Origin of the sequence: Variovorax sp. OV700 (assembly GCF_900099805.1) — a bacterium.
Taxonomy (GTDB): Bacteria; Pseudomonadota; Gammaproteobacteria; order Burkholderiales; family Burkholderiaceae_C; genus Variovorax.
Map to the genome: position 1 here is coordinate 343,279 of NZ_FNDR01000005.1, position 19,690 is coordinate 362,968.

Here is a 19,690-nt window from a genome sequence, read left to right on the forward strand (position 1 = left end):
AGGGGCTCGCTCAGCGACGGCTGGCGGTGCCTCCGAGGTTCACGACCTGCGCGGCGGGAAGAATCAGGCTGATCACCCGGTTCCATCGCACCAGCGGCACGGGATCGATGTAGACCACATCGCGTGGCTGCAGCTCGAAGCGATCGGCCAGGGCCAGCGCCACGGGGTTTTTCGCGTTGAGATGGAACACCTCGGGCACGTCGCCGCGCGAATTGCGTATGACGTAGATCTGGCCGGGTTGCGAGGTGTTCAGCTCGGGGCCCCCTGCATCGCCCAGCGCCTCGTTCAGGGTCAGCCGGCCGTTGCGCATCAACAGGGGCGATGGATTGCGGATCTCGCCCATCACGTAGACGCGGGTGTCCTCGCGGGTGCCCACGTGCACGATGTCGCCGCTCTGCATGGGGATGCGGCTCGCGTCGTAGCCGAAGCGCTGCAGCATCGGCAGGTCGAGCACATAGGTGCGCTCACCGCGCGTCAGAGTCACCCGCGAGCGGTCGCCTCCCGCGTTGATGCTGCCGGCGCGATTGATCGCCTCGGCCAGCGTCATCGGCACGTCGGTGAAGATCTGCAGGCCCGGGGTGCGGACCTCGCCCTCCACGTACACGCGCCGGCTGCGGAACGACTGCACCCTGACGCTTACCAGCGGGTCCTTCACGAAGGGTGCGATCCGGCGCGAGATGAGGTCGGAGGCAGCGCTCTCCGTCAGGCCCTCGACCTTCGTTCGGCCAATGTAGGGAAAGCTGATCTCGCCCTGGCCGTCGACGATGAAGCCGGGCGCCACGCTCACGCCTGTCGGATCCGACTGCTGCGAGATGACCGCGCCCGCATTGGGCATCAGCTCCGGATGGCGGTAGACGACGATGCCCACCACGTCTCCCGGCCCGATGGTGTAGGCCGGCGCCTTGCCGAAGAGCTGTCGCACCTCGGTCGGCAATGCCTGCGGGTTCTGCGCGGCCATGCTGCGGATCAGTTCGGGCGTGATGGCAACGATCTTCGGTTGGCCGGCCGCCTCGGAGCCGGAGCCGCTCCAGTTCCCGCTGTCGGGATTCCCGAAACCCGGAATCCCGCAGCCGGCCAGGCACAGCGGCAGCAGCACGGCCGCGAGTCCCATGCGGGTTCGGATGCGAACGCGGGCGAACGGCGGGGCCGTGTCGGTCGGAACGCGTGCAACGCGCAAGGAACCGGCTTGATCGAGGTGTGCCATGGTGTGTCCTTTGCTCTAGGGAAAAACTTGCTTACTGGGATGCGTAGGCACCGCGCAACGGGCGTTCGGCGGCCGCCGTTGCGGGGCTTGGGCTGGTGCAGGGGCTGGGGCAGGGGCTGGGGCTGGGGCGCTCCACGCTGGCGCTGCGGGCGCATGCAATCGCCCAGTCCCCAACGGTTTGCATATAGATAAGCTGCCCTTCCGCCGTGCAGAACGTGTGGTCCACGTTCCGCATGAACTGGTATTGCAGGGCTTTGGCGTATGGCTCGCGGCCGAGCGCGCCGAGCTGGTCGCGATCGCGGTCGCACACATGCAGCGATCCCGAATACAGCAGCTGCAGCGCGACCTTCCGCTCGACCAGGCGTTTCATGGCGGCGCCGAACCACGCGGCCCTGACTTCGGGCGGCTGCTTTTCGGTGAGGAAGCCGGGCAGCGCCTTTGCCGAAGGGTTGCCCGTCAGGTGGCGCAGCAGCCAGCGCTTGGCCTTGCCGGGGAAAGACGGGTGCGCGGGCGCCGCCAGGGCACGCCGCAGCGTGCGCTCCCAGCGGGCGCGACGTTCGGGGAAGGCGAAGCCGTCGAACAGCGAGAGCGCCACCACACGCGTGTCCGCGGCGGCCACCGACACGGCGTGCTCCACGCCGGAACACATGCCGACGATCACGAACTGCCGGATGCCCAGCATGCTTTCGAGCAGATCCATGGCGGCCTGCAGGTCGTGCACCGAGCGGGTCTGCAGGTCGTGGGCCGAATCGAATGCATCGCTGTCGCCGACGCCGCCCAGATCGAAGCGCAGGCTGGCCATGCCGTGTGCCGCGAGCTCATGCGCCAGCTTGACGTTGATGCGGCGCGGCCCCACGCGATGGTTGGCACCCATGTTGAACATCAGGCAGGCGACAGTGGCAGGCACCTGCTGCGCGGGCGTGGTGACCATGCCCACCAGTGAGTTGCCGGCTCCGAACCGGACCGGGCTTTGCGTCGCGTCATTCATAGAGCGCACCCTGCAAGCGGTTGAGCGCACCGGCCGGAACCATGGCGCTGTTGGGATAGGGGTCCGACGTCCAGTCGAGCCGGTGCTGGAAGTAGGCAAGCCGCACCGGCATGTGGCGCGACTGCTGTTCGGCCGCCCATTGCGCCGTGTGCTCGTCGCCGGGCGGCGTCAAGACCAGCGTGTCGTGCAGCGCCGTGAGCGGGAGCGATTCGGCCACCAGCGCACCGAGCTGCGATCGCAGCTTGGGCGAGAGCAGGGTGCCGAGAACCTCTTCCGGCATGGCGTCGGGCTCGCGCGCCAGACTGCGGCGCCAGGCAAGATCGGGAATGCAGAAGGTCGTGTCGATGGCGGCCACATGCTCTTCGCGCAAGGAACGCGCATAGCGACGGCCGTCAATTACCGGCTCCCACAGCACCAGCCGCGCGGGGTCGCAGCGCCCGTTGCGCGCCGCCAGCACGGCAATGGTCGCGCCGAGCCGCGCACCGACCCAGACAATGCGGCTTGTTGGCGCACGGCGGCGCAGCTCTTCGTGCGCGCAGCACAGGTCGCGCCGCCAGCCGTCGAGCTCGCCATCGGTCTCCTCGCCCGGCGAGTCGCCCGAGCCGTGGAAGTCGAAACGCAAGGTCGCGACACCCGCCCGAGCAAGGCGCTCGGCCAGCACCTTGAACAGGCGGTGGGTACGCAGGCCCTCCTGTCCGAACGGCGGGCACACGAGCACCGCGGTGTCGCCCGGCCGCGCGTCCTCCGCAGCATGGAAGATGCCGAAGATTTGGCGCGAAGCGGGTCCGAACATGAACGGGTGCGCGGTCACAGGTACACCTCCGTCGCCGCATGAGGCTCGCTGGCGTGAACGTGCGTCTGGCGCCATTCGGCAAGCGCACCCACGCTGTCCGAACGGAAGGGCGCCGGCTGCAATGCGAGCCACAGGATGCGACCGGCGACCGGCACTTCGACGCTGCGGCAGTCGGACTCCAGCCCGACCTCGAAGCATTCCGGCGGCACGATCAGCCCGAGGCCGATGGCCTTGAGGCACGCTTCCTTGCGCGTCCAGCAGGTGAGGAAGGCGCGGTGCAGCTCCGCGGCAGGCTGCGCGGCAAGCGCTTCGCATTCGGAGCGCGTGAAATACCGCTCGGCGAGCTCGAGCGCATCGGGCACCTCACGCAGCTGCTCGACATCGACGCCTAGCGGCCCGCGGCTGCCGATGGCGATCAGGCCCAGCGCACGGCTGTGGCTCAGCGAGAACCGCACGCGTGACCGTCCCGCGAGCGAGGGCTTGCCGAAGGCACCGTGATTGAAGCGCAGCGCCTCGGGGTGCTCGCCCGTTTGCGCGGCCAGTGCGTGGCGGAGCGCCGCATGCGCAGCCACGTAGTGCCGGCGATCTGAGTCGAACTGCAGCCGCGCGGCGCGTTCGCGTTCCTCGGTGGAGAGGATGCCCTCGGCGTCGGGGCCGGCGTCTTCGTCCAGGTCGAGGTACCGGCATACCGGCGCCTCGACGGAACAAAGGCCAAAGAAACCAGCGTGTCCCATGGTGAATTACTCCTTGCGCAGCCAGTTGCCAAGGGTGCTCAGCAACCCTTCGCCCCGCGCTGTGCCTTTCAGGTTGCCGAGCGGCATCTGCCCGGGAGCCGACAGATCGGAGCCGTCCGGTCCCTGGTGCCCCAACGTCGCGATCTGGCCGAGGTTCTCGAACAGGTAGCGGCGCGAGTTCACGCGGTAGCCCAGCGTCCGTTCGGTCTGCTGGATCGCCCGCAGCACGAGCAGCGAATCTCCGCCGAGGTCGAAGAAGTTGTCGGTGGCGCGGATCTCGTTGACGTCGATCCCGATCACCGAGGCCCAGATCTGCGCGAGCTTGGCGTGCTCGGGGTTCAACAGGACGTCATCGTTCTTCTGCGCGCCGGTTGCTCCGTTGCCTGGTGCCAAGGTCTTGATCGGGTCGATGGCGGCGAGCTTGCGCAGATAGGCGGCGGTGGAGGAGCCTTCGGTGGTGGCGAGCTCCGCCAGCGTTTCCTTGGAGTGATCGACCACCCTGTAGAGCACCTCGAGATAGCGGTCGCGCAGCTGCGCCCCGGTCTCCCGCAGGTAGATGTCGGCGTTGTAGATCAGCGCGCCTTCCATCCCATGGGGCTTGTCGAGCAGCCAGACGCCGATGTCGTCGGTCGCGCCGCGCTGCATCACGTACATCTGCTGGTTCTGCAGGGTGCCGATCGAGCGCGGACGCTCGCGCGCATCCTGGAACGAGAACATCGCCTGGTAGGGGCCGACTGCGCGGATGTGGCTTTCCAGCCCGGACTGCGCCATGAGGCGTTCGAACGGAACCTGCTGGAAGTTCATCATCGTGAGCAGCTCCTGCTTCACGTAGCGCATGAAAGCCGGCAGGGAGAGGTTGAAATCGACCTCGAGCGAAACCGGCAGCACGTTGTTGAAGCAGCCCATCACGTCCTCGGTTTCCGGCTGCTGCCGGCCCCGGATCGGGTTCGCGATCACGATGGACCTGGACCCGATGACCTGGCTCATCGTCAGCGCATAGACGCCGAAAGTCAGCATGCTGAGCGTCACGTCCATGCCGCGCGCCACTTCGCGCAGCTGCTGTGTCATCGCAGGCGTGATGTGGATCCAGTGCGCGCCACCCTGGCCGCTCTTGCCGGAGCGCCGCGGCATGTCCGTGTTGGGCAGGCGGGGCAGCGGCGCGCTGGCAAAGCGCTGGCGCCAGAACTCCAGCTGCTGCTTGCAAGCCGGTTCCTCCATCCACTTTTCGAGCCACTCGGCGTAGTCGCCATGCGTAGTGGCAATGGGAGGCAGGCCGTGCGGCCGCCCGCGCTCCGCCGCTTCGTAGATGGCCGCGAGCTCGCGCTGCAGCAGGTCGAAGGACCAGCCGTCCCAGACCAGGTGGTGCGGCACGAAGATGAAGGCGTGGTCCTTCTCGGCCAGCTGGTAGAGCGCCATGTGCGCCATCGGCGCGCGATGGATGTCGAAGGGCTCGTCGGCCAGCTCCTGGACGCGCTCCATGAGCTCGGCTTCGCGCTGGTCCGCCGGCAAGCCACTCAGGTCGATCACGGGCAACGAAAACTCCACCTGCTCCGCAACGACCTGTGCCGGCTTGCCCGTGACGGGATCGATGCCCATGCTGGTGCGCAGCGAAGGCTGGCGGCGGATGATTTCCTTCACCGTGGCCTCGAAGCGCTCGGCGTCGAAATCGCCGATCAACCGGCGCACCGAGGGTGCGTTGTAGACGGAGCGGCCGGGATACAGCTCTTCCATGAGGCGAATGCGTTCCTGCGACGGCGTGAGCGGTGCCGTCCTGCGATTGAAGTTGCATGCAAGCGGCGCCTGCGCGCCGGCGCCCGCACCCTGCAGCCCTTCGACCACCGTGGCCAGTCGCTCGGCCGTGGGCGCTTCGAACAGCGCGCGCAGCGGCAGCGTGATCTGGAACTCGCGGCTCAGCATCGTGGTGAGGCGCGCGGCCAGCAGCGAGTGGCCGCCCATCATGAAGAAGTCGTCGCGCATGTCGAGGCCGGGCAGGCTCAGTACCTTCTCCATGGCCGCGAGCACTTTGGCTTCGCGTTCGTTGCGAGGGCCGGCACCGCGCTTCACCTCGTCGCGCGAGACTGCCTGCGGCGGCGGCAGCGAGACACGGTCGACCTTGCCGTTCGCCAGGGTGGGCAGCTCCTTGAGCGTGACCACGTGCTGGGGCAGCATGAAGGCCGGCAGGAATTCCCGCAGATGCGCCATCAGCGCATCGAGATCGAAACTGGCGCCGGGGGTCAGCGCAAGATAGGCCACCAGCCGGACATCGCCGGGATGGTCTTCGCGCGCCACCACCACGCAGCGCGAGACACCGGCGACTTCGCAGCAGCGGGCCTCGATCTCGCCGGGCTCGATGCGGTAGCCGCGCACCTTGACCTGGAAGTCGAGCCGGCCGAGATGCTCGATCAGCCCGTCGTTGCGCCAGCGTCCGCGGTCGCCGGAGCGATACATCGCCTTGTTGACGCCGAAGATGCGGGCCGTGACGAAGCGCTCGGCGGTGAGTTCCGGGCGATCGAGGTAGCCTATCGCGAGGCCGGCGCCCGCAATGCAGATTTCACCGGGCACGCCGATCGGGCAGGGCTGCAGGTCGGCGTCGAGGATCCAGATTTCGGTGTTGTCGACGGGTTGGCCGATGGACACGCCGCGCGACACGATCAAGTCGGGGTCGACGCACCAGGCTGTGGAGTACACCGTGGTCTCGGTCGGCCCGTATCCGTTCCAGAGTTCCGTGAGGCGCTCGCACAGCGCAAAGGCGAGGCTGGGCCGCAGCGGCTCGCCGCCGGTCCATCCCCTGAAGCCCGGTGCGCCCGGCCATTGGGCGTCGAGCAGCAGTTGCCACATGCCGGGCGTGGCCTGCAGCAGGGTGATCTGTTCCTGCTCCAGCAGCTTGGACAGGCGATTGCCGTCCATGGCCGTGTCGCGCTGCACCATCACGATCTCTGCCCCCGTGGCCAGCGGCAGCAGCAGGTCCGGCACCGCCATGTCGAACGACAGAGTCGTGACCGCGGCGATCCGGTCCTCCGCGTGCAGGCCCGACACCCGGTGCATCCACTGGAGCAGGTTGGCCACGGCGCGATGCGGGGCGTACACGCCCTTGGGCAGGCCGGTCGAACCGGAGGTGTAGATCACGTAAGCCCCATCGTCGGGACCGGCGTCGTCATCGCTCGGCGACAACGCGTCTGCACACTCCTGTTGCCATGCGGTGTCGCGGTCGATCTCGAACAGGCGGTCGCCCGGATCGGCGCGCCAGTTGCGCGGCGCGCCCACGACGTCCGACGAGGTCAGCAACAGGCTGATCGAGGCGTCCTTGGCGTAGTGCTCGAGCCGGGCCTGCGGAAACGCAGGATCGAGAGGGACATAGGCGCCCCCCGCTTTCAGCACGGCCAACAGCGAGGCGACCATCTCGAGGCTGCGCTCCAGGCACAGGCCCACGCACTGGCCGCGGCGCACGCCGCGCGCGCGCAGTGCGCGGGCCAGGCGATTGGACTTGGCATCGAGTTCCGCATAGCTGCAGACACGTCCGCCGTCGCGCACCGCGGGGCGGTCGGGCTGCAGCGGCACGCGCGCCAGGAAGCCGGCGTGCGCCAGCGGCGCTCCCACCAACGCAATGGGCGGCGGCTGCAGCGCAATCAGCGCCTGCGCGCCTTCGGCCGACAGCACTTCGAGACGGCCGATCGCTTCGTCCGGCGTGCGCGCGCCGGAGCGCAGCACGCACTCGAATATGTCGAGCCAGCGCTGCACGGTGGCGTCATCGAACAGGCTGGTGTTGTACTGCGCCTCGATCTGCAACCCGCCGTCGAGCGGCCGCAGGTTCAGGAACATTTCGGAGTTTTCATACTGGCGCGGGATCGTGTCCTGCACGACCTCCAGGCCCGAGAAAGACTGCGCGCTGGTGGCGACGTCGGGGTCGACGTTGAACATCACGCTCACCAGCGGCAGCCGGCTCGGGTCCCGCTGGAGAGAAAGCTTGCCCAGCAGCGCGCCGTAGGTGAGCGCCTGGTGTTCGAAAGCATCGAGCACGGCGGTGCCGCATTCGCTCATCAGGGCATCGAAGCGCAGTCCGGCAGGTGCGGCGATGCGCAGCGGCAGCAGGTTCACGCAGTGGCCGACGAGGCCGGGCATGTCGCGTGCGAGCTGGCCCGAGGCCGGAATTCCGACCACGATGTCGTCCTGCCCCGTAAGGCGGTGCAGCGTCGCGACGAAGCCGCCGAGCAGGCCCGCGAAGAGACTGGCCCCCGCCTTGGCGCTCACCGTGCGCAAGGTGTTGACGAGGCGGCGATCGAGCAGGCGCTCGACACGCCGCGAGCCGAAGGTGCGGGTGGCCGGGCGCGGATGGTCAAGCGGGAGTTCGAGCACGGGCAGGGCGCTGCCGGAGAAGCGTTCGAGCCAGTAGTCCACATGCGTCTGCATGTCCGGATGCAGGGCTTCGGCCGCCTCTACCGCGGCAAAGTCGGAATAGGAGGGAGCGGGATGGAGCGGGTGTCCGCTGCCCGTCTGCTCGGCATACAGTTGGCCAAGCTGTTCTGTGATGACCACCCATGACCAGCCGTCGCAGACCACGTGGTGGGCCGACATGACGAGCTCATGCTCGTCACCGGCGAGCCGGCACAGCACGGCCCGGAACAGCGGGCCGTGTTCTAGCGAGAACGGCGTGCACACCGCTTCGGTGTGCACTGTCTCGAGCGCCTGCTCGCGCGCATCGGGGGCGAGGCCGCTCAGGTCCCTCTGCTCCATCGGATCTTCGCCGGGCTGGCTCACCAGCATGCAGGTGCCGTCGGGCGTGATGGTGGCGCGCAGGGACTGATGGCGTGCGACAAGCCGGGCCACGGCACGCGCCATGGCTTCCCGGTCCAGCGGCCCGCGCAGGTGCAGCAGCACCGATTCGTTGTAGGCCATCGAGGCTTCGGCGCTCAGCGTGGCGCCGAGCCAGATCTCGCGTTGCGATTCCGTCGTCGGAATCACGCATTCGATGAAACCGCTGGCGGCGGGAGGGCGAAGAACGGCGTTCATGCTGCGGCCTTTCCGTTGATGAGTTGATTGGGTGACGAGGTGTCCGGCACATACCAGAAGGGCTGGCCGTCGATGTCGCGAGCCAGCACGGAGCCGTCTTCCTCGTGGCCCTTGCGATAGTCGAAGCCCGTGACCACGGTGGCCCTGCGCGGCAGGAAGCCGGACTCCTGCATCTCGGCCACGGATTCCTTGAACACGCGGCTGATGGTCGCGATGTCTTCTGCGCTGTGCGCGCTGGTCAGGAAGCAGGGGAAGTTGTCCAGGATGTGGACGCCGCGGCTGCGCATCATGGCGAACAGCAGGTCCTGCAGCGGATGGTCTTCGAGCCAGCCCACGCGCCAGAGCGAGGCGAAATGGCGCACGGCGATGGGCGCGCCCACCTCGACGCACCACGCCGTGAGTTCGCCGGCCATTTCGGCGGTGCTCGCGGTCAGGCTGGCCTGCAGCGCCGGGCCGGCTTCCTTCAGATGTTCGAGCGAGGCCTTGGCCGCGGCCAGTGCGAGCGGGTGCCGCACGAAGGTGCCGGCGAAATAGGTCACGCCGACGCCCGGGATCGAGTCGTCGCCGTACTGCCACGCACCGCCGTCGAGTGCGTCCATGAAGGCGCGCTTGCCGGCGATCACGCCGACCGGAAAGCCGCCGCCGATCACCTTGCCGTAGGTGGCGAGGTCCGCGCGCACGCCGAACAGTTCCTGCGCGCCACCCAGTGCGGTGCGAAAGCCGGTGATGACCTCGTCGAAGATGAGGCAGGCACCTTGCTGCGCGGTGATGGCGCGCACCTCTTGCAGGAACTCGCGCGGCTGGAAGTCGGGGCGGCGGCTTTGCACCGGCTCGACCAGCACGGCGGCCAGGTCGTCGGCGTTGTCGCGGATGAAGGCCAGCGCTTCGGCCGTGCCGTAGTCCAGCACGCGGATGTCGCCGAACATGCCGCTCATCACGCCTGGCGCGGCCGAGAGGCCCTTGCCGCCCTTGCCCGCGCGCACCAGCACTTCATCGAAAGTGCCATGGTAGGAGCCGGTGAAAGCGACCACGGTGCTGCGCCCGGTGACGGTGCGCGCAATGCGCAGCGCGGCCATCACCGCTTCGGAGCCCGTGTTGCACAGGGCGGCGCGGTCGCAGCCCGTGAGCTCGCAGATCAGCCGGGTCACGTCGGCGGCCAGAGGGTGCTGCGGCCCGATCTCGTAGCCGGCGTCGAGCTGCTTGCGCACCGCATCCTGCACGAAGTCGGGCTGCCAGCCGAACATGTTCATGCCGAAGCCGTTGAGTGCATCGACGTATTCGTTGCCGTCCAGGTCCCAGAGCTTGGAGCCCTTCGAGCGCTCGATGACGATCTGGTAGGTGATCTCCTTGGTCAGCGGCCGGAAGCCGTTGACCACGCGCGGGTCGGCCATGTGGGGGCGGTTTGCCGCGGTGAACTCCTTGCTCTTGCGGGTGCGCTCCACATAGCGCCGCATGAAGGTGGCCAGCCGGGCCTTCTGCCGGCCGCTCGGCTCGGCGGTGCGCTGGGTGTGAATGCGGGCGATGGCGCCGAACGCCTTGGTGACGTCGTAGCGCACCGGCTCCTTGGGTGCGCCGCCGTCGTCGGCGGAGGGCTGCGCGGCAGGGGACGGCACGGCCTGAGCCGGTGCGGCCGCGGCCGGCGCTGGCTGCAGGAGCACGGTGGGCCTGGCAGGGGCCGCGTCCGCTCCCATACTCGAGAGCAGTGCAAGTTGCTGCCGCATCAGTTCCATCTGCTGCGCGACCAGTTGCGCGAGCGGCGCGGCTCCGATGCCACTGGCGGCAGCCGTTGCATTCATCGGCGACATGTACGCGGCCGGCTGCACCGCGATGCCGGCTTGCGCCGCCGCAGGAACCGATGCGGGAACGAAGGCGGGCGATGCCACCGGCGCGGGTGCAGCAGCCACGGGTTCGGGCGGCAGGCTCTCCTGCAGGAATGCGGCGAGCGTGTCGAAGCAGCGGTAGTTCTCCATCAGCTGCCGAAAGCTCAGGTTGACCTTGAAACGCTTCTTGATCTGAGTGGCAACCTGGGTCAGCGTGAGTGAATCCAGGCCGAGTTCGCCGAAAGCGGCACATCCGTCCGCCTGTGCCATGTCGATGCCGGAGATGTCCTCGAACAAGGACCGCAGCCGCGCGCCCATGGGTTCGGCGGCTGGAGTGGACGCGGTGGAAAGATGTGGCGTGGGCGCAGCAGCTGTCACGGTCGGCTCCAGGATGAGAGGTGGAACGAAGGGCGCAAGCGCAGGCTGAGCGGCAGCCGGCGCATCGGTTGGCAGGGCGGGCGGCGCGGAGGCCGGGCTCGCTGCGGGGGCCGCGATGTCGACCCAGAAACGCTTGCGCTCGAAGGGATAGGTAGGCAGACGCACACGCTGTGCGCCGGCGCGAACGGCGAGCCGGGACAGCTCGACATCTGCGCCGCAGGTCCAGAGGCGGGCCAGGGCCAGCCGCAGCGTGCGGGCCTCGTCGGCCGGTTCGCCGTGCAGAAGCGACATCACTTCGCCCGCGCCGTGCTGGCGCACCAGCGTGGCCAACGTGTTGCGCGGGCCGACCTCCACGAACAGCGGGCGGGCCGCGTGCGCCATGGCGCCGCGCACCGCCGGCGAAAACTGCACGGTGCTGCGCAAGTGGCGGGCCCAGTACGCGGCGGTGGTGGCTTCCGAGTCTTCGAGCAGCCGGCCCGTGAGCGTCGAGAAGATCGGGATCGTGGGCGCATGCAGCGCCACTTCGCCGACCAGCGCTTCGAAGGGGGCGACGGCGGCGTCCATCATGGACGAGTGGAATGCGTGCGAGGTCTGCAGTGGGCGGGCTGCGATGTCGTCTTGCTGCAGCTCGGCCTGCAGGGCTTCGATGGCGTCGAAGGGACCGGCGACCACGCAGGCCGTGGGCCCGTTGTCCGCGGCAAGCGACAGCGACGGGCCGAGCCGGGCCGCGAGTTCGGTCGCGCCCATGCGCACCGACAGCATCGCGCCCGCGGGCTGGGCCTGCATGAGCGCGCCGCGGCGGGCCACCAGCCGGGCGGCGTCTTCCAGGCGCATCACGCCCGCCAGCACGGCGGCGACGAACTCGCCGACGCTGTGGCCGATGAGCGCATGCGGCCTTGCACCGAGCGACAGGAGCCGGCGTGCCAGCGCGTATTCGAGCGTGAAGATGGCGGGCTGCGTGACGGCCGTGGGCACCAGCGCCTGGGCGTCGGTGCCGAACATCCGCTCGCGCAGGTCGAAGTCCAACGCGCCGCCGAAGGCCTTGATGCAGGTATCGAACGCGGCGGCGAACACCGGGTCGTTCGCATGCAGGTTCTTGCCCATGCCGGCGTACTGGGCGCCCTGGCCCGGGAACATCAGCACCGGCTGCGGCGCGCGCGCATCGATGCGGCCGCTGACGCGCCACGGGCCGTCGTTGCCGCGCAGCGCGGCCACGGCTTCGGCCGCGTCGCTGGCTACCACCGCGCGGCGGAAGGCGTGCGCCTTGCGGCCGACGCCCAGCGTGTAGGCGACATCGGCCAGCGGCACGCCTGGCGTTGCCTCCAGGTGCGCGGCCAACTGCTCGGTGGCCACGGCCAGCGCGGCCTCCGAGCGGGCCGACAGCGGCAGGACCTGCGGACCCTTCGCGCACGTCGATGCGGGGCGCACCGGAGCTTCTTCGACGACGACGTGCGCGTTGGTTCCGCCGACACCGAAGGAACTGACGCCGGCACGGCGCGGCTCGCCGGCGCGCGGCCACGGCTGCAGGCTGGGCGACACGTAGAAGGGCGTGCGCGCGAAGTCGATGGCCGGGTTGGGCGCGCTGAAGTGCGCGGTCGGCGGAATCACTTCATGGTGCAGCGAGAGGGCGGTCTTGATGAGCCCGGCGGCGCCCGCGGCCGTCACCATGTGGCCCACGTTGCTCTTGAGCGAGCCGAGCGTGCAATAGCCCAGCGCGTCGGTGTGCTCGGCGTAGGCGCAGGTCAGTGCCTCGACTTCGACCGGGTCGCCCATGGGCGTGGCGGTGCCGTGCGCCTCCACGTACGAGATGCTGCGCGCGTCCACGTTGGCCGCCGCGAGCGCCGCACGGATGACTGCCGCCTGCCCGTCCACACTGGGCGCGGTGAAGCTGGCCTTGCTGCCGCCGTCGTTGTTGACGCAAGCGCTGCGCAGCACGGCATAGATGGTGTCGCCATCGGCCTGCGCGTCGGACAGGCGCTTCAGCAGGACCACCGCGGCGCCGTCGCTGAACACCGTGCCCCGGGCCTGCGCATCGAAGCTGCGCGTGCGGCCGTCGGGCGAGAGCATCGAGCCCTCCTGGTAGAGGTAGCCGCTGCGCGTCGGGCAGGTGACCGATGCGCCGCCGGCCAGCGCCATGTAGCACTGGCCCGTGCGCAGCGCATGGAAGGCGTGGGCCACGGCCACTAGCGAGGTCGAGCAGGCCGTGTGCACGCTGACCGCGGGCCCCGTGAGGTTGAGCCGGTTGGCGACCCGCGTGGTGATGTAGTCCTTCTCGTTGGCCAGCATCACCTGAAACTCGCCCACCGCTTCGATGAGGTCGGGCCGCGTGCTGACGTGGCGCTGGAAGTAGCTGGCGTTGTACATGCCGGCATACACGCCCACCGGGCCCGGCGCGGCGTCGGGCACATAGCCCGCGCGTTCGAGGCATTCCCAGCAGATCTCGAGGAACACGCGCTGCTGGGGGTCCATCAGCGCGGCTTCCTTCGGGCCGATGCCAAAGAAGGCGGCGTCGAAGTTCTCGATGCCCTCGATCACGCCGCGGGCCCTCACGTAGGCAGAGTCGGTGCGCAATGCTTCGCTGACACCTGCATCGAGCGTCTCGTCGTCGAAGAAGCTGATGGTGTCGCGGCCGGCGACGAGGTTGTCCCAGAACTGCTCGACGTCCGACGCGCCGGGGAAACGGCCCGCGGTGGCGATGAGCGCGATCGCATCCGAAAGGTCGCTGGTGTCGACGGAGCGAGGCAGGGATGCGCGCGGCGCGGCGGTGGCGATGGCCATGGGCGATGCAATTTCGCCCGACGCCGGCTCCAGCTCTGCCGCCATGGCGCTCGGCGTCGGATGCCGGAAGAAGAGAGTGGTCGACAGCGGCTGCGCGCTGTCGCGCTGCAATTCGGCCAGCACCTGCAGCACCCGCAGCGAATCGCCGCCGAGATCGAAGAAGTTGTCGTGACGCCCGACCTTGCCGATGTGCAATGCGCGCGCAAAGGCTTCGCACACTCGCTCCTCGGTGGCGTTGCGCGCCTCCTCGAACGGCTGCGCGAGTTCGGGGCGGTCGCCCACCGGTTCGGGCAGGGCCCTGCGGTCGAGCTTGCCGTTGGGGGTGACCGGAAGCTGGTCGAGCCACACCTGGGCGGAGGGCAGCAGCGCCGCCGGCAGCCGTGCGGCCAGGTGCGTGCGCAGCCCGTCCCACGAGATCTTGTGCGAGCGCGCGACGAGGTAGGCCACCAGGCGCAGCTGCCCATCGGCATCGGGCCGTGCCACCACGGCGCAGGCCTGCACCGCCGGATGGGCCAGGATGGCCATCTCGACCTCGCCGGTCTCGATGCGATGGCCGTGGATCTTGACCTGGCCGTCGCGGCGCCCGATGAATTCGATGGTGCCGTCGGGCAGCCAGCGCGCAAGGTCACCCGTGCGATAGAGGCGCTCGCCCACGTCGCCGAACGGATCGGGCACGAAGCGCTCTTCCGTCAGCTGCGGCTGCCGCAGATAGCCGCGTGCGAGGCCGTGGCCGCCGATGCAGAGTTCGCCGATCAAGCCCGTCGGCAGCAGCGCCATCGAGGGGCTCAGCACGCGCAGCACGGTGTCCTTGATCGGCCGGCCGAGCGGCACCGAACGCAGGTCGGCCGGCAGCACATGGGGAATGCGATAGGTGGCCGCGAAGGTCGTGCATTCGGTCGGCCCGTAGCCATTGCTGAGCGTGAGTCCCGGGAGCGCAGCCAGCGCGCGCCGCACGTGCGGCACCGAGAGCGCTTCGCCGCCGGTGATGAGATGCCGAAGGCCCGACAGATGCGCCGGGTCGTCGTCGATCACCGCGTTGAACAGCGCGGCCGTCAGCCAGGCGGTGTGCACGTCGTGGCGCGCAATGGTCGCGGCAAGGCCCGCGCCCGTTGGCACGCGCTCGCCGTGAACGACGCAGCAGCCGCCATTGAGCAGCGGGCCCCAGATCTCGAGCGTGGCGGCATCGAAGCCGAGCGGTGCGGCGTGCAGCACGGCGCGACCCGGTGCCAGGTCGGCGAAGTCGACATCCACGACCAGGCGAAGGATTGCGCGGTGGCAGATCTCGATGCCCTTGGGCGCGCCCGTGGAGCCTGACGTGTACATCACGTACGCCACCGATTCGCCGTCGATGGCCGGTGCGCGCCATGGGGCGAGCTCGGGAGGCTCGGCTTCATCGAGCAGCAGCACCGCCCGGGAATCGGGCACGAGGTGGCGGTGCGCCGACGTGGCGATCACTTGGCGCGCGTCCGCCTCGTCGAGCATGTACGCGATGCGCTCCGGCGGAAAATCCGCCGGCACCGGCACATAGGCGGCGCCCGCCTTCAGGATTCCGAGCTGCGCGACCACTGCGTCCATCGATCGCTCGAGCACCAGGCCCACGCTGTCGCCCGCACGCACGCCCAGGTGCTGGAGACGGTGCGCAAGCCGGGCCGACTGCTGGTCGAGCTCGCCATAGCTCATCTGCGCATCGCCCTCCGCGAGGGCGATGGCATCGGGCGCGTCAGCGGCCCGGCGGGCGAAAACCTCGACAACGGTGAGGCTGCGGTCCAGCGGAGACAGCGCGGCGTTCCACGCTGACAGCTGTTGCTCGCGGTCGGCCGCAGGGAGGGTGCGGATGTCGCCGAGGGAAGCGCCGACGCGGTCCATCAGGTCGGCGGCAGTGTCGGCGATGGCCGAGAGCAGTTGCGCTGCCGTTGCCGGGTCCAGGAGGGTCGCCGCCGCGTCGGCATGAAGACACGGCGAGCCCGACGATGTGGACAGCCAGAGACGAAGGGGGGCCTTTTGATCGGCAGTGCTGGCGGCGTTGCCGCTCAGCCAGACAGGGCCCGATGTCGCTTCGGACGAGTTCGCAGCCGCTGTGCGGCGTCGCTCGTCGAGCATGGCCAGCCAGTTGCCGGCCGTCTGGCCGGGATCAAAGGCGGTGGCAATCGCCGCTTGGCTTGTCGGCGGTTCCGCTCCGTTCCCGGAAATCTCGTGAAGAACGGGCTCCTGCGTGCCGAGCCAGCGGGCCTGCAAGAGAAGCCAGGCTGCTGCAAAAGGGGTGTCGGGCAGCTGCGCCGAGGCATCGATCCATCGGGTCCAGCGCAGTGCATTTTCCGGTTCGATCTCCAATACACCGCCGATCCGCTCGTCCGTTTTTTTTGAATTCAAGCGCGGCCCAAATGCATCTTCCAATGGAAGATGGAGGGGCGCGAATTGCAACGGCAATGCGGATGGGGATTTCATGGGGGAGATGTAATAAGAAATGCATGCAATAGATTGGCAGCGATTTACAAATTCTTAAGAAGAATGGATGTAGTACGTAGGTTTGTATTTCTCTGGCAATCCTAGAGACTTTGCCTGGGGCGGTGTAGGTGAAAACTTGTCAAGTTGCATTCCAGAAACGATCGTTACATAACCGTACTACCTTGGATCACGTGAATAGGGTAGCCAGCGCCTTTACTGCTGAGTAGCGAGCCGAGCGCAGGCCCGGCGGTCCGGATTTTCCGATCCGCGCGGCATCGCTTTTTCACGCAAAGGCTTTTAGCCATGGGACTCACTGTAGAAATTGCGCCCGCCGCCCGCATGAGCGATGCGCCCCCTTTCGAAGGAGACAATCGCCCCCTTTTTGCGGTCCGCAACCATGACAAAGCGCCTGCCACTGCGCGCGTCCGGCTTGGCGGGATTTGCTGGCGTCCAAGCGCGCGCCTCACCCGGGCGGTGATTCAAATTCGGTAGGAAACGCAGGGGATGGCTAGATCCGATTTCGGGTATCGGAAGCGGGAGAGGGGCCTGCCGACTATTGGGTAGGCGGCGTTCCCGGGTGGGAGTGCGACGGATCAGTGCCCCGGAGACTTACTACCTAAGGCCTATGCAGATCGGCAATGAGCGGTAGTGAATTTGTTATTAACTACCCGAACCCTGTAATAGTTTTAAAAAATTTGGCAAGAAATCCGGGAGTCGTGTGATTCTCTGCAACAACTCACTTAGTAGTCTGGGGTTTTTGTTGAAGGACACGAAATGTTAGGTGATATCTTATTGCCCGATGTGATCCTCGAACATTCTGGAACTTATTTCCATTCGAAACTCGAACGAGCCTCGAGCGCGATCCTTGCCAATGCCACCTATTTCGGCAATGCGCAATGGGCGCAGGAATACCTGGATTACTGCCATCGAGACTCTCATTTCAAGAGCAGGTGGCTGGCCGCTGGCGGCGACTGGACAGGCAAGGTGGTCATCGATCTTGGCTGTGGGCCGGGCAATATCTTTGCCACTCTGGGCGGAAAGCCGAAGTTGCTGGTGGGGGTGGATGTGGCCCCCGGTTCGCTGGAACTTGCGGCAAAGCTGGGCTACACGGCCGTATTGGCCGACGCGGCAAATACGCCATTTCGCTCGAGCGTGGCGGACATCGTCGCCATCAATGCGTCGCTGCATCACTGCGAAGACATGGGCGCCGTCTTGCGCGAAGGCGCCCGGCTGGTGAAGCCCCACGGCCTCTTGATCACCGACCACGATCCGCAGCTCACCGCGTGGGATTACAAAGGGGTGGCGAAGCTGATGTGGAATGCGCGGCTGTGGGTATATCGGGCGGCCAGGTATGGCTTTCACAAGACCGGCAGCCAACAGTCATGGGGCCTGCGAACCGAAGTCCATCATCAGCCCGGTGACGGAGTCACGAAGGAATTTTTTCGCGCCACGCTGGAGCCCTTGGGATTCGACGTCCGCGTTTATCCGCACAACCATCAAATTGGCGCCGAGGCACTGTCCGGCGTGGTGGGGGCCGCGAAATGGAAATACCGGCTCGGCAACATGCTGTCCGGGCGCCGGCCATCGGCGCCGACCAGCGCGCTGTCATTGATGTGCGTGGCCAGGCGGCGGGGGGATTCGTCATCCGCTGCGGGGTGATTCGCCAAGACCAGGAGCAATCTCCCGCGCGCATGCAATCAGGCCGCTTGTGCCGGGGGTGGGTCGAACTGGCTTATGGAGCGGGTGAAGGGAATCGAACCCTCGTATGAAGCTTGGGAAGCTGCCGTTCTACCATTGAACTACACCCGCATTTTGCAACTCGTTGAAGCACAACGAGTTTTTGACCTGGTGCTTGATCTGCACAGGGCGTCGAGGGGCAAGCCTGCGCCGACGACGACAGCTGGGAGTATAGGTGCTTGCAGGCTTGCTCGAGCGGGCGGACAGGCGAGATGAAATCGTCCGAGCGTGATCCCATCTCCCGGGCCCAGGGGCTGCGATGCCGCTTTTACAGGCGCTGCGTCGCGGTGCAGGCGTAGCAACGTTCTGCGGCGATGCGCGCATGCTTTTCCACCGTCTTATCCACCGCAACGGTGGAGAACTCGCCCTCTGTAATGGGTGCGATGGAGGGGGCACGAATCAAAGTTGTACACATTTGGTAGTACATATCGGAAATAACTACTCTCACATCAATCGCAACCCCCCAGCAAATCGAACAAAGGGTTGCGCGAACACTTGCGACTGGCCTGCTGTCGCGATCTCAGCCAGGCCCTCTTCGGTGATGCGAGTCACGGTTGCTACCCGCTCCACGGCATGCCGCGCCCGTGACTTGATGGTTGCGAATTCAGCCTCGATCAGGCCGGTGGCCAAAAGGACCGAGACTTGGCGCACTTCCTCAGGGTCGGTGACACGGACAGGCAGCTGCACCCGTTGCAGCCTCAACAGAAGGAATAGGGGCATTTGATTCTCCGATCCGGCTTGCGTAGATGTTTCTGCTGCCGGCCGATTGGGTTGGTTGAATGTGAATTTTTCACATTCGACCAATCGCCCCTACGTCAGGGAAAGTCGGTCCGCCATGTAGGCCGCACCGCCATCACTGCCCACCCAGTTTCAATGCGGACGCAGACCAAGCCCAAAAGCGCGGGGGGCGCGACGAAGCCGACCCGTCAGCGCAGAAACACATGTTCCATGAACTGCCTGATCGGGTACTGGATCACGGTTTCCACGCTGGCCGGCAGCTCCAGCGGCCGCATCAGCATCTTGAGCGTGGTCCCCGGGCTGATGTTGGTGCGCACCGTGCCGTTGATGCGCGCGCCCAGTTGGCGGATGTAAGCCGCATCGCAGGCGCGCTCGGGTGATCGGACGCGCACCACGTGGCGGACGGCGCAGTCGGCATCCTCGCTCTTGAGTTCCAGCGTGCGCCGGCCGATGATGCCCAGCACGCGGAGCCGGCCCAATTTTTCCTCTTGCCGGTAGCGCCGGAAGAATCGGTAGAAGTGCTTGTAGTGGCTGACCTCGTCGGCCGCGATGCGGCTCGCCAGGTCGCGCAGCACCGGCTCGGTGGTGGCACGCGCCAGGGCCCGGTAGTAGCTGGCGGTGCCGGTCTCGACCACGCAGCGCGCGGCCAGTTCGAGTCCTCGCGTCGGGGAGAGGAGTTCGACCTTGCAGTAGGTGGCGTACTCCTCCAGAAAGCCGCGGTAAGCGGTTTCCCAGTCGAATTCGGGCCAGACGTGGGACACATAGGCGCGCAAGGCTTTGCCGTGCTGCAGTTCCTCGGCTTCCCAGTAGTCGGCAAGCCAGGCCGTGACTTCGTCGTCGCCGCGGAAAAAGTCGACCAGGTTCTGGGTGTAGAGGTCCGAGCCGCTTTCGATGAACGAGGCGCAAGCGACGAGATAGAAAAGGTTTTCGTCCTTGCGGACCTCCGCTCGCGCAATGCGCGAAAAGTCCAGATCCTCGATCTTCCAGTGGGTCGCCTCTTGACCTGCCATGCATGCTCCTTGGTACGTCGTTGAATTGAATAGGACGAAGCCTGGCGCATTAGGTTCT

Annotated in this window: 9 protein-coding genes and 1 tRNA gene; 1 reads left to right on the forward strand and 9 read right to left on the reverse strand. The window is 67.3% G+C overall.

Annotated elements, in window-relative coordinates; all coding sequences use genetic code 11:
• Nucleotides 1-10 precede the first annotated feature (10 nt).
• The 6 genes from BLR24_RS14415 to BLR24_RS14440 are packed head-to-tail and all read right to left on the reverse strand — an operon-like array spanning nt 11 to nt 16,072.
• Nucleotides 11-1,204 (reverse strand): polysaccharide biosynthesis/export family protein, encoded by a 1,194-nt coding sequence (locus BLR24_RS14415; RefSeq protein ID WP_093017938.1) that lies wholly within the window; start codon nt 1,202-1,204, stop codon nt 11-13.
• 31 nt (nt 1,205-1,235) lie between these two features.
• Complete coding sequence (locus tag BLR24_RS14420; protein WP_093017940.1) at nt 1,236-2,192, reverse strand: alpha/beta hydrolase family protein; 957 nt, start codon at nt 2,190-2,192, stop codon at nt 1,236-1,238.
• Nucleotides 2,185-3,003 carry a serine aminopeptidase domain-containing protein gene (locus BLR24_RS14425; protein WP_093017942.1) on the reverse strand — a complete coding sequence of 273 codons (819 nt, stop codon included), beginning with the start codon at nt 3,001-3,003 and terminating at the stop codon, nt 2,185-2,187. Before BLR24_RS14425 ends, BLR24_RS14420 begins: the two co-directional genes overlap by 8 nt.
• Nucleotides 3,000-3,719 (reverse strand): 4'-phosphopantetheinyl transferase family protein, encoded by a 720-nt coding sequence (locus BLR24_RS14430; RefSeq protein WP_093017944.1) that lies wholly within the window; start codon nt 3,717-3,719, stop codon nt 3,000-3,002. The genes BLR24_RS14425 and BLR24_RS14430 overlap by 4 nt, the downstream gene beginning before the upstream one ends.
• A 6-nt stretch (nt 3,720-3,725) precedes the next feature.
• Nucleotides 3,726-8,726: a non-ribosomal peptide synthetase gene (locus BLR24_RS14435; RefSeq protein WP_093017946.1), complete on the reverse strand. Its 5,001-nt coding sequence runs from the start codon at nt 8,724-8,726 to the stop codon at nt 3,726-3,728.
• A complete protein-coding gene (locus BLR24_RS14440; protein WP_254787302.1) occupies nt 8,723-16,072 on the reverse strand; it encodes a polyketide synthase in 7,350 nt (2,449 codons plus the stop codon). The genes BLR24_RS14435 and BLR24_RS14440 overlap by 4 nt, the downstream gene beginning before the upstream one ends.
• An 849-nt stretch (nt 16,073-16,921) precedes the next feature.
• On the opposite strand from BLR24_RS14440, the gene BLR24_RS14445 reads away from it, so the two are divergent.
• A complete protein-coding gene (locus BLR24_RS14445) occupies nt 16,922-17,806 on the forward strand; it encodes a class I SAM-dependent methyltransferase (RefSeq protein WP_093017950.1) in 885 nt (294 codons plus the stop codon).
• Between the two features lie 76 nt (nt 17,807-17,882).
• Here BLR24_RS14445 and BLR24_RS14450 read toward each other — a convergent pair.
• From BLR24_RS14450 to BLR24_RS14460, 3 genes are all read right to left on the reverse strand, one after another.
• A tRNA-Gly gene (locus BLR24_RS14450) sits at nt 17,883-17,956 on the reverse strand.
• A gap of 372 nt (nt 17,957-18,328) precedes the next feature.
• Nucleotides 18,329-18,604, reverse strand: coding sequence for a hypothetical protein (locus BLR24_RS14455; RefSeq protein WP_093017952.1), 276 nt, complete (start codon nt 18,602-18,604; stop codon nt 18,329-18,331).
• Nucleotides 18,605-18,810: 206 nt separating this feature from the next.
• Nucleotides 18,811-19,632 (reverse strand): ferritin-like domain-containing protein, encoded by an 822-nt coding sequence (locus BLR24_RS14460; protein ID WP_093017954.1) that lies wholly within the window; start codon nt 19,630-19,632, stop codon nt 18,811-18,813.
• Between the last annotated feature and the right edge of the window lie 58 nt (nt 19,633-19,690).

Excerpts from the sequence above, each read along its gene's own strand:
- BLR24_RS14415 (WP_093017938.1), bottom strand. The coding sequence starts at position 1,204 with ATGGCACACCTCGATCAAGCCGGTTCCTTGCGCGTTGCACGCGTTCCG.
- BLR24_RS14420 (WP_093017940.1), bottom strand. The coding sequence starts at position 2,192 with ATGAATGACGCGACGCAAAGCCCGGTCCGGTTCGGAGCCGGCAACTCA.
- BLR24_RS14430 (WP_093017944.1), bottom strand. The coding sequence starts at position 3,719 with ATGGGACACGCTGGTTTCTTTGGCCTTTGTTCCGTCGAGGCGCCGGTA.
- BLR24_RS14435 (WP_093017946.1), bottom strand. The coding sequence starts at position 8,726 with ATGAACGCCGTTCTTCGCCCTCCCGCCGCCAGCGGTTTCATCGAATGC.
- BLR24_RS14445 (WP_093017950.1), top strand. The coding sequence starts at position 16,922 with ATGTTAGGTGATATCTTATTGCCCGATGTGATCCTCGAACATTCTGGA.
- BLR24_RS14455 (WP_093017952.1), bottom strand. The coding sequence starts at position 18,604 with ATGCCCCTATTCCTTCTGTTGAGGCTGCAACGGGTGCAGCTGCCTGTC.
- BLR24_RS14460 (WP_093017954.1), bottom strand. The coding sequence starts at position 19,632 with ATGGCAGGTCAAGAGGCGACCCACTGGAAGATCGAGGATCTGGACTTT.